We start from the raw sequence: 9,803 nt of genomic DNA, 5'->3' as shown, positions 1-9,803 counted from the left end.
GTGGGCTGGCGCGGCATCTGCGCTGTTTTGCAACGGCTAAGTCAGAAGCTCGCTACGCTCGCGCCCACCCCTAACCCCTCCCGTTTACGGGAGGGGAAGGTCCTGAATTGGCCATTCCCCCCAAATTCCGAACTTGGTCTAAGGTGAGGCTGCTTCAGGCCGCCGCGCGTTCGCGAACCGGAATGCCGGCGATCCGCATGAAGTTCGCCAGCATGTCATGACCATGTTCGGTGGCGATGCTTTCCGGGTGGAACTGGACCGAATGGATCGGCAGGTCGCGATGCCGGAAACCCATGACCGAGCCGTCCTCGCTGGTGGCGTTGACGATCAGCGTTTCGGGAATCTCCTCGACGATCAGCGAATGGTAGCGGGTGGCCGTGAAGGGCGAAGGCAGCCCCTGAAACAGACCCGTGCCGTCATGGGTGACGGGAGAGGTCTTGCCGTGCATCAGGCCGCCGCGCACCACCTTGCCGCCGAAATGCTGGCCGATCGACTGATGGCCCAGGCACACGCCCAGCAGCGGCGCACCCGCATCGGCGCAGGCGGCCACGAGATCGAGGCTGACGCCCGCTTCATTGGGCGTGCACGGACCGGGCGACAGCAGAAATGCCTGCGCGCCGGTGGAAAGGGCCTGGCCGGCGGAAATGGCGTCGTTGCGGACAACCTCCACCTGCGCTCCCAATTCCATGAGATAATGGACGAGGTTCCAGGTGAAGCTGTCATAATTGTCGATGACGAGGATCATGCAGCGGCTTTAGCGCGGGATCGAAGCTTGGGGAAGGGCCGCATTTCCGCAGCGGCGGCGATTTGGGCGGGAAGCCGGACAGGGAGTGTTGACCCCAAGCGCATGTGCTTCCGCGAAGGCAGGGGGCAAGCATCGACTGGCGGCAGCGAATGGATTTCCCTTCATTCGCCCATCTCGTCCCATTTGAAAGCCAAGCGGGTTTCACCGGTCTGCACGCCGTCCGGGTCGAAGCGGCGCTCTGAAATGACGCCTTGTCCCCGCGCGTCGACTGCGACGATCGTGCTGCATCGCGTGCCATAGACGGGATTGCGGATGAAGATGGGCGAGATCATCGCCTCCGCCGGAATGTCGGAGGGCGCATCGGGGGCAATGCCGGCGTGGGGCAGGCTTTCCGCGCGGAGGGCGCCGAACAGCGTCAGAGGATCGTCGGCTCCGGCGACCAGCCAGTCGAGCAAGGCGGATTTGAGGGCGAGCGTCTTCGGCCAAGGCGCATCGAGCGTGCCGTTGGAAAGGCCATAGAGGCCAGGCGTGAGTTCCGTGCGCAGGAGGTGAGGGCGGTTGGTCAGGAACAGCGCTCGGTCCCGGTCGATCAGGATGAGATTGAACGGATTGAAATCCCCCAGCGGAGCCGTCTCGTCGCCGCTCAGAAGGTCCGTCACCAACGCGCCGCGGGACGCGCGATCGAGATCGGGCCCGCCATAGCCGCGCAGGTTGGTGACGATCGCGGCGCGCCCCTGTTCGGAAACGCCTAGCCAGGTTCCGCCGGAAAGCAGGTCCCGGCCTGCGATCAGATGGTCCGGCTGTTCCCAGCGGGCGAGCGGCGCTGCGGGGCGCGCGTGCAGTTCGTCGCGATTGCCGATGAGGATCAGCCGCCAGCGGGGGTGCGCGTCCCAAGCCATTGCCATGATGCACATGCGTGTTTTCCTCCGGATCGGGAGCGGCTTGATAAACGGTCCGCGCCTCTCCATATAGGCCGGTGCCGGGTTCGCCCGGCTATGGTGATAAATCGTATCGTGCAATAGGCGCAGCGGACCCGGGGGCGGTACCCGGCGGCTCCACCACATTCCCCGTCGTTCCGGGGCGCGTGACGGGGCCGAACTAGGATCGACGTGTGTTGAAAAGCGATGCCTTCACCCGGCCTGAGTATGCCGTAAAAAGGTTCAAAACTCACAAGTGCCAACGATAACGAGGCTCTTGCTCTTGCTGCGTAATTGATGGCCTCACGGCCGGACATTACTCAAAAAGAACGCGGTTGAACCCACCGGGCAACAGAAGGGAATTCAGCGGCCGCCGGAGGGGCCGGGCAACAGAACCCTCCGGACCTTCCCTCACAATTCCACTTTTTCCAGTCGGCTGGTCGCGGGATCGCTGGCCCCCTGCGCGGCTGCTCGCGAATCGGTGAAGTCCGGAACGACTTCATTCGATTACACTTTTATGACAGTTAAAAGAAAAAGATATAAGATGTTGAATATAGGGTAATAAAAATCCTTTTTTGTGGATGCTCCAGCCCTTGCTCCCATGTCATCAAAGTGAAATACTTACAGCTATTATAAAAGGTTTTTTCAGGAGAAATGGGATGAAGAAGGTGCCTGCGATACTGGCTTTTGGGCTGGCGGCGATGGCGCCCGCCACGGCCTTCGCAGCTCCAGAGGAGGTCGTCGTCGTTGGCGTGCCTGACGGTCGTCTCGCCGCCGGTGCGCTGGTCGCGGGGGATTATGGCCGGGCAGCCCGTCGGTTGAACGTTGTCCGTCCCGATGCGGCGAATGATCCGGCCCGTCTCATCAATTTGGGCAATGCCTATGCCGGAATGGGCCGAATGGAGGCGGCTCATGAGGCTTACGAGGCAGCCCGTTTCGCCCCGGACACTCCGTTGGTTACGGCAGACGGCAATGAGGCATCCTCGCGAGAGATCGCGCGCCGTGCGCTCGGCCGGCTGAACGCGCAATATGCCATGCGCTGAAACTAGGCGTCTGGCGTAAGCCCTGGGTGCAGGGAGAGGGGGCGTCGTTCGTTACCGGACGGCGCCCCTGCTGCGTCTGCTGTCATCGGAATGAAAGAATTTTCTTCAAACTGTCATTTAGTTGACGCCATTTCGTCACAGAATCAAAATGAGCCTGTCATCTGACGCGCCTAGCTGCCGCCCCGGAGGGCGACAGGGGGCGTTGTCCGATTCGAGTTCCCCTTGACGCTCCGCATTCCATCACATGCCGGCAAAGCCGGAAGCGGAGACGACATGGCCAAGTTCAATCGACTTCAAACCATCCTGATGGCAGGCTGCGCCTGCGCGGCGCTCAGCGCGTGCGGCGCCGATGATGTCGCTTCGCCCGGCGAAGGCACCATCGTGCTGCCGACCCCGACGCCCAGCCCGACGCCTACGCCGACTCCGACCCCCACGCCCACGGCCGTGACGCCGGCTTCGAGCTGCCCGGCCATTTCGGGTTCCGATCAGTTGACCGACCTCGGTACGATCACCGACGGCAGCAACACATGGCGGAACTGCGCTTTCCCGGCGCGCTTCAACAGCTCGACAGCCATTACGAAGGTGGCGGGGGTGATTTACTCCATGCCCGGCCGCGTCGATGTCGGTACCGACCAGGGCGCCGCGAGCACGAACACCGTGGTGACGCTGACGATCGATCCGGGCGTGGTAATCTTTGCCGGAACGGGTAACACCTTCCTGGCGGTCAACCGCGGCAACAAGATCAACGCCGTGGGCACGGCGGCGCAGCCGATCGTGTTCACCAGCCGTGAAAATGTGCTGGGCACGGCAAACGACCAGTCATCCGGCCAGTGGGGCGGCGTCGTGCTGCTCGGTCGTGCGAAGATCACGGATTGCTCGGTGGCGCCGAATGCCGCGCCCGGCACGACGGCCTGCGAACGCGACACCGAGGGTGCGAGCGGCGCGCTTTATGGCGGCGCCAACGACGCCGACAATTCGGGCCGGATGAGCTATGTCCAGATCCGCTATTCGGGCTTCGTCCTGTCGGGTTCCAGCGAGCTTCAGGGCTTGACCCCCTCCGGCGTCGGCACCGGCACGCAGCTTGACCATATCCAAGTCCACAACAGCTCCGACGACGGCATCGAGATATTCGGCGGCAGCGTCCACCCACGCTACCTGGTTCTGACCGGGAACGAGGACGACAATCTGGACACCGACGTCGGCTATCGCGGCACGGTGCAGTTTCTGCTGAGCATCCAGCGCGAAGGCAATAATATCGGTGACAGCTTCCTCGAAACCGACTCCAACGGTTCGACGACGGGCACCAGCTTCTCCGAGGATGCGCTGCCCCGCCAGTATCTGAAGGTGGCCAACTTCACCGCGATCAACCGCTCGACCACAGGCAGCAACGGTTCGGCCATGCTGCTACGCGGCGGCGCCGACCTGACGCTGGTGAACGGCCTGGTCGTCAGCCCGACCCAGACCTGCCTCCGCATCGACGGTGCGTCGACGGTGCGTGACGCCGATACCGCCCTTCAGGACGCCGGCAAGCCGCGTTACATCTCCGTCGCGATGCAGTGCCTGCCCGCCACCCCCTACAAGGGCAATAACGGCGTGACCGCCGCGGTCGTACAGTCGATCTTCGAGGCGGGCCCGAGCAGCAGCATCACCTATACTCCCTCGCTGAGCAGCCTGTTCATCAATGGCGCGACCGAAACGGCGCTGACCGCGACGGACCCCAAGACCATCGACAGCGCCTTCACTACCACCAACTATGTCGGCGCGGTCAAGGACAGCAACGATAGCTGGTATGCCGGCTGGACCTGCAACTCGGTGACAGCGAACTTCGGCAGCAGCTCCAAGAACTGCACCGCGATCCCAACGACCTGATCGGTGACCTGACCTCAACAGGGGCGGGGGAGCGGCATCAGGCGCTTCCCCGCCTTCTTTGCAAAGACTTTTCCCAAGGGGGACATAAGCCATGTCGAAGCCGCTCAGCCTGGCGCGCCTGCTTCTGATTTCAACCGCTCTGTCCGCTCCGGCGGCGATGGCGCAAAATGCTCCGCAAGCCAGCCGGCCAGCGACTTCCGGCACGCCGACCGCATCGGAAGAGGCGGACGCCCAGTCGGGCAACGTCGACGTTTCCATTCCCGGTTCCGACATCATCGTCACCGGCCGCAGGACCAGCAACGTCTCGCAGGCCGCGCCGCAGGTGGTGAATGTGCTGTCCGCCGCCGACATCAAGCGCACGGGTGAGGGCGACATCGCGGGATCGTTGCAGCGCGTGACGGGCCTGTCGGTCGTGTCCGGCGGCTATGTCTATGTGCGCGGCCTTGGCGACCGCTATTCGCTGGCGCTGCTCAACGGTTCGCCGCTGCCCAGCCCCGAGCCGCTGAAGCGCGTCGTCCCGCTCGACATCTTCCCCACCAGCGTGATCGCATCGACCTTGGTTCAAAAAAGCTATTCGGCCAATTTTCCCGGGGAGTTCGGCGGCGGTGTGATCAACCTCACCACCAAGGCGATTCCGGTAGAAAGCTATCTGGAACTCACTCTCGGCAGCTCCGCCAATACCGAGACTTCGGGCCAGTTGGGCTACACTCATTATGGCAGCAAGTCCGACTGGACCGGTTTCGACGACGGCACGCGCGATGTTCCCCCGGCGCTGAAGCAGGCAATCGGCGGCGGCACGGCCTTCTCCAACATTCCCCGCGCCGACTTGCGCGCCATCGCCATGCAGTTCCAGAATGCCGACACCTCGCTCCTTCAGCGGACGAACAGCCTGCCGTTCAACTTTTCCGCCTCGCTGAATGGCGGCACCTCCTTGGATGTCGGCGGTGACGGTCGCCTGGGCATCATCGCCACGGCGTCCTACAGCAATAAATGGCGCACCCGCGACACGTTGCAGCAGGCGGCTCTGGACGTGGCGCGCGGCGCTGGGCGCAACAACCGGCAGGTCAGCACCGAAAATGAGGTGACGGTCAACGGCCTGCTGGGCTTCGGTCTGGAACTGGGCGATCAGAAGCTGCGCTGGACCAATCTCTACATCCGTGACACGCTGAAGCGCAGCGCGCTGGCGATCGGTCAGAATGACGGGCTGATTCAGGGCGCAGACTATATGACACAGCAGACCGGTTGGTATGAGCGCCAGTTGATCGACACCCAATTGGTGGGCGAGTTCAAGTTCAGCGATGCATTGAGCCTGGACATCCGCGGCGGCTATGCCAATTCACAGCGTGAAGCGCCCTATGAGCGTGAGTTCGTCTATGTCCGCACCAATCGCGACCTGGGAACCGATCCGGTGGGCGACCGCTTCATCAACGCGCTGAACCGCCAGCGCGGCGACGCCTCCATCACCTTCAGCGACCTCAACGAGGATCTGTGGTCGGCGGGCTGGGACCTGAGCTATAAATTCTCGCCGGCCCTGACGACAACCATCGGCTATGCCTTCACCGATACGAAGCGCAGCTCCTCCCGCTATGAACTGCATTTCGATGCGACCAACCTGCTGCTGGGTGCGCAGCAGATGCGGCCCGACTATCTGCTGTCGGATGCGGCGATCCAGCTTTACGACATCAGCCTGCTCGAATTCTCCGGCAATTACCCGGTCTATGAGGCCGCGCTCAGAACCCATGCCGGCTATGCGCAGGTAAAGGCGGAACTGTTCCCCGGCCTTTCGTTCGACGCGGGCCTCCGCTTCGAAAAGGGGCGGCAGTCGGTGACAGGCGTCGACGTCTATTCGACCGGCATCACGCCGTTCAACCAGATCCGCAAGGAATATTGGCTGCCCGCCGCCACCATCACCCTGGAAGCGGCCAAGGGCCTGCAGTTCCGCCTGAGCGGATCGAAGACGGTGGCGCGCCCGCAATTCCGCGAGTTGATCGCGCAGCCCTTCCTCGACCCGGAATCCAATCGCTTCTATCGCGGCAACCCTTTCCTTCAGGACAGCGAACTGTGGAATGCCGACCTTCGCGCCGAATGGTATATGGGTCGAGACGAGCGGCTGACGGCAGCGGCCTTCTACAAGAAGATCGAGAATCCGATCGAGACCTTCACCACCATCACCGATACCTATTCGGTGACGACCAGCTTCGCCAATGCGCCGGAAGCCAAGCTCTATGGTTTCGAGGTCGAGGCGCAGAAATATCTTCCGCTCGAGGGCCTCTCCAATTCGCCCTTCTTTCAGAGCAGGCGCGTGGTGCTGATCGGCAACTACACCTATACCCAGTCGGAACTGAAGGTGGGGGCGGACGATACCACCATCCCCTACAGCTATACGACGGGGCCGCTGCCGCTGGCTTCGGACTATTTTCAAAACGGCGTGCCGCTGACCGGCCAGTCGGACCATCTGGTGAACTTCCAGATGGGATTGGAGGATACCGACAGGCTGTCGCAGCAGACCCTGCTCCTCACCTATGCCAGCCCGCGCGTGACCAGCCGCGGTCCGAACCTTCAGCCGGACATCAAGGAAAAGCCGGGCCTGACTCTCGACTTCGTGGCACGCCAGGCGGTGAAGCTGCCGGGTGGGATCAACAGCGAGTTCAAATTCGAGGCGCGTAACCTTACCGGCCGGAAATTCCAGGAGTTTCAGGAACTGGACGGCACCAAGATATTCTACAACCGGTACAAGATCGGCACGACCATAGCCGCATCGCTGACCGTCGCCTTCTGAAGGGCCTTCCTCCGGACCCTGCTGGAGGAAAGGAACGGCCGATCCGCATCCAATGGATCGGCCGTCATGCCTGTGGCAGGATTGGCCCGGATGGCGGGTTCATGATAAAGGCTGCGCTCCATCAGCCTTGCCATGGCCAAACAAGTGCGCGGAGGCGGCGCATGAATCGGGAAGTCGAACTGAAGCTGGAACTGGCGCCCGATGCGGCGGATGCTTTCGGGCGACTGGACTGGCTCCCGGCGGACAGCGACGTGGCGACATTGCGGTCCATCTATTTCGACACGGCGCAGCGGGATCTGGCGGGCCGGGGGATCAGCCTGCGTATTCGCCGGTCGAACGGCCAGCGGGTGCAGACGGTCAAGGCCGATGGAGAGGGCGGCGCGGGCCTGTTCGCGCGGGCGGAATGGGAAATGCCGGTTGCGGACGATGCGCCAGTGCTGGACGCCCGGACGCCGATAGCCGAGCTGCTGGGGCAGGGGGTGCATGGCATCCAGCCTGTCTTCCATGCCGAAGTCGAGCGGCGCAGATGGATCGTGCGGCAGGATGATGCCCTGATCGAACTGGTGCTGGACCGGGGGCAGGTGAGCGCCGGGGACCGGCAGGCCGCGATCTGCGAAGTCGAACTGGAACTGAAATCCGGCTCAGCGGGCGCCCTGTTCCTCCTCGCGCGGCGGATCGACGCCGAAATGCCGGTCCGTCCCGGCGTGCTGACGAAGGCGGAGCGAGGATACCGGCTGCGCGAGCGGGCCGCCGCCTTCGTCAAGGCGGAACCGGTGGCGCTCGACCCGTCGATGCGGGCGGAGGAGGCATTGTCGCGGATCGCGGGAAGCTGCCTGCGGCACTATCGGCTGAACGAGGCGCTGCTGCTGGATCATTATGATCCAGGGGCGCTGCACCAGGCACGGGTGGCGATCCGCCGGTTACGCACAGCCCTTTCGCTGTTCAGGCCCATGCTGGCTCCTGCGGATGTGGAGCGCTTCCAGGGCGAGCTCAAATGGCTGGCGGCTATGCTGGGCGAGGCGCGCAATCTGGATGTGCTGGCCGAACGGGTCGAGACGGAGGAACTGCGCGAGCGATGGGATGCGGTTCGGGGCGAGGTGCATGGCCGCGTGCAGGAATGGCTGCGCTCGGCCCGGGTTCGCATGCTGCTGATCGATCTTGTCGAATGGCTGACCCTGGGCGCGGGGCATGGCGGGGGGAAGGCGCTGGCGATGCGGGACGAGCCGGCGGCGGACTTTGCCGCGCAGCGCTTGCGGCGGCTGCGCAGGCGGATCGCGAAGGAGGGCAGGGGGCTTGCCGGATTGAGCGACGAAGCGCGCCATCAGGTGCGCAAGGATGCCAAGAAACTGCGCTACGCCTCCGAATTCTTCGCCGGGCTGTTCGAGGGCAGGAAGGCGCGGCGGCGGCGGGGCAAATTCATCGCCGCGCTGGAACAGGTGCAGTCGGAACTGGGCGCATTGAATGATCTGGTCGCCGCGCCGGGGTTGCTGGCGCATTATGGGCTGGGGGGAGAGGAAGCCAGGCTGCGTCCGAAGCGGAAACGGAAATTATTGGGCGCCGCGGCCCGCGCCCATGAGGATTTGCTGGAGGCCCCTCGCTTCTGGCGGTGAGGGTATTTGCGGCGAGGGATGGAGAGCGGATGGTCTGAGCGCCCACCCTCCATGAAGCATGTCGCGTTTGATGGGCTGCCAATGGTCATTCGCGACCCACCCCCGATCACTCCCAGGGCCGTTCGCGATACCATTTTGTGATCACATGCTTGACGCCGCTGCGTACTTTCATGCCGTGGTGGATGCTGGCGGGATTATAGGCCCCCGGACCCAGCCGGTTGTTCCACGCCAGCAGCTTGCCGGTTTCGGGCTGTACCGTCTTGCCGATCTTGACGAAGCGGGTCGCGCCGCCCGCCGCCGGTTCGTTCAGATAGACCATCAGCGTCCATGTGCGGTTCCCGGAAACCGCGCAGAAGCGTTCGAAATCGGGGCCCTTGGGTTCGAAATAGTCGGTATGCGCCTTGAATTCCTGACCGACGGAATAGCGCTGTCCCTGAATGGGTTCGCCATGGGCGGGATCGATGCCGGCGAAGGCGGCAAGCTTCGCGTCGATCCTCGCCACAAGCGGGTCGGAAGCGTCCAGGTCGCATGTCTCGCTGGTGCGGAAATATCCGTCGCCATTCGCGTCCGCGATGGTGGAGGGGCGGCGGTGGGCGTCGATCCGTTCTATCAGGCCGGCACATTCCTCCGCCGACAGGAAATGGCGCTGGATGAACAGGACCAGGTCGCGGCTGGGCACGCGCTGGATGCGGGGGTGGGATGCGATCCAGGCAGGATCGGCATCGGGCGCGGCGGGAGGGAGGCTATCGGCCATCGGCAGGGTCCAGGAAGCGGAAATCCGGCCTTTTGCTATCGCTGGCCGCGCGAAATGCAAGCGCCGTCGCTTCGGCCGTTGCGATT

At 63.6% G+C, this 9,803-nt stretch carries 7 protein-coding genes and 1 other RNA gene; 5 read left to right on the top strand and 3 right to left on the bottom strand.

The features are described from left to right. Window positions 1-154: 154 nt before the first annotated feature. Window positions 155-745: an aminodeoxychorismate/anthranilate synthase component II gene (locus tag A0J57_RS18350; RefSeq protein WP_025551081.1), complete on the bottom strand. Its 591-nt coding sequence runs from the start codon at window positions 743-745 to the stop codon at window positions 155-157. A gap of 161 nt (window positions 746-906) precedes the next feature. Next, complete coding sequence (locus A0J57_RS18345) at window positions 907-1,659, bottom strand: NRDE family protein (protein ID WP_061940371.1); 753 nt, start codon at window positions 1,657-1,659, stop codon at window positions 907-909. 24 nt (window positions 1,660-1,683) lie between these two features. Between A0J57_RS18345 and ssrA the strand changes: the two genes are divergently transcribed. The 5 genes from ssrA (at window position 1,684) to A0J57_RS18320 (ending at window position 8,963) form a co-directional block, all read left to right on the top strand. Next, window positions 1,684-2,028, top strand: a transfer-messenger RNA (tmRNA) gene (ssrA, locus tag A0J57_RS18340). A 293-nt stretch (window positions 2,029-2,321) separates the two neighbouring features. Beyond that, window positions 2,322-2,705, top strand: a complete 384-nt coding sequence (locus tag A0J57_RS18335; RefSeq protein ID WP_061940369.1) for a hypothetical protein — start codon at window positions 2,322-2,324, stop codon at window positions 2,703-2,705. A 273-nt stretch (window positions 2,706-2,978) separates the two neighbouring features. Beyond that, window positions 2,979-4,574 (top strand): hypothetical protein, encoded by a 1,596-nt coding sequence (locus A0J57_RS18330; RefSeq protein ID WP_061940367.1) that lies wholly within the window; start codon window positions 2,979-2,981, stop codon window positions 4,572-4,574. Between the two features lie 91 nt (window positions 4,575-4,665). Further along, window positions 4,666-7,353, top strand: a complete 2,688-nt coding sequence (locus A0J57_RS18325; RefSeq protein WP_061940365.1) for a TonB-dependent receptor — start codon at window positions 4,666-4,668, stop codon at window positions 7,351-7,353. Window positions 7,354-7,514: 161 nt separating this feature from the next. After that, window positions 7,515-8,963, top strand: coding sequence for a CYTH and CHAD domain-containing protein (locus tag A0J57_RS18320; RefSeq protein WP_061940363.1), 1,449 nt, complete (start codon window positions 7,515-7,517; stop codon window positions 8,961-8,963). 106 nt (window positions 8,964-9,069) lie between these two features. On the opposite strand, the gene A0J57_RS18315 is transcribed toward A0J57_RS18320, so the two are convergent. Next, window positions 9,070-9,723, bottom strand: coding sequence for a 2OG-Fe(II) oxygenase (locus A0J57_RS18315; protein WP_061940379.1), 654 nt, complete (start codon window positions 9,721-9,723; stop codon window positions 9,070-9,072). Window positions 9,724-9,803: the final 80 nt, after the last annotated feature.

Source organism: Sphingobium sp. 22B, assembly GCF_001580035.1.
GTDB classification, from domain to species: domain Bacteria; phylum Pseudomonadota; class Alphaproteobacteria; order Sphingomonadales; family Sphingomonadaceae; genus Sphingobium; species Sphingobium fuliginis.
The sequence above is the reverse complement of the archived record's forward strand: the minus strand, read 5'-3'. Positions and strand labels throughout refer to the sequence as shown.